Origin of the sequence: Methylohalomonas lacus (assembly GCF_024808875.1) — a bacterium.
Classification (GTDB): domain Bacteria; phylum Pseudomonadota; class Gammaproteobacteria; order Methylohalomonadales; family Methylohalomonadaceae; genus Methylohalomonas; species Methylohalomonas lacus.
In genome coordinates this window covers 1-1,092 of sequence record NZ_JANUCT010000036.1, presented here as the reverse complement: position 1 = coordinate 1,092, position 1,092 = coordinate 1, and the positions used below count along the sequence as shown (strand labels likewise).

Genomic DNA, 1,092 nt, shown 5'->3' with positions numbered 1-1,092 from the left:
TCTGGTAGTGAATGCTCGACAGAGCGTGTCTACCACCGGCTATGGTCCGGGTGGTGACACGGCCGGTTCGGTGATCCAGTCGGCCGGTGATCAGGTCATCGACGTGCAGGGTAATAACATTGCCAGCAACCTCGACATTGATGCCGGGGTGGTCGACAACAGCCGGGCGATTATCGCCATGAACGCGGCCGGCCAGGACCAGACCATTCTGGTGCAGAATGGCAACCTGACCCTGGACGGCGGCACAGCCCTGGACACCCAGGCACTGATTGAGTCGGCGAATACTCAGAACATTGGTACAGCGGCGACGTCTGCGATTGATGGTTACGTAGCAGTACGCGGCGGTAGCGGCGACTCGGCTGACGCCATTATCCGGTCGGAGGCCGAGCAGTCGTTGCTGATTGCCGGCAACGACCGCCTGATGGGCGGCACGCCGTTCACGGATGCGGCGCTGGGTCTGTACGGCGGTAGTGAAGATGTCACCGACGGTGGTGACGCCATTATCACCCAGACCAATGGCACGGCCCGCCAGACCATCGATGTTACGACGGGTAATCTGGAGCTGATAGGCGGTACTGGCTTGGACGCTGTGGCGGCCATCCGGGCGGCCGGTGATAACGAGGCGGTGGGTGAGGAAGCCCAGCGGATACTGGTGCAGTCGGGTGACCTGATTGTGCGGGCCGACCAGGACGCGGGCGGCCTTAACAACACGGGTTCGTTTGCCGAGATCCTGGCGAGCAACACCGACAACGCCAGCCAGCTGATTGACGTCGATGGTGATGTTGAAGTCAGCGGCGGTGACGACCAGGGCGAATACGCCCGGGTCACGGCGGCGGGCACGGCGGTCGGCGTGCTGACGCAGGATATGAATGCCGAGGGCAGCATGACAGTGACCGGCGGTGTGGGCGCGGATGCCTACGCGCGGGTGGAAACCCTTACCACGGATGCTGCCAGCAACCAGCAACTGGTGGTCCAGAACACGCTGACGCCGATGGCCGCTGCCGGTCTGACGGTGCAGGGTGCGGCCGACTCGGCCAACACGGGTAACGAGGCCGGCATTGTGAGTGCGGCGACGGGCAGTGATGCCCAGGT

At 63.6% G+C, this 1,092-nt stretch carries 1 protein-coding gene; it reads left to right on the top strand.

The annotated features are described in order from the left end of the window. Positions 1-25: 25 nt before the first annotated feature. The coding region (locus J2T55_RS13185; RefSeq protein ID WP_259057848.1) for a hypothetical protein at positions 26-1,092 on the top strand (1,067 nt) is incomplete at its 3' end.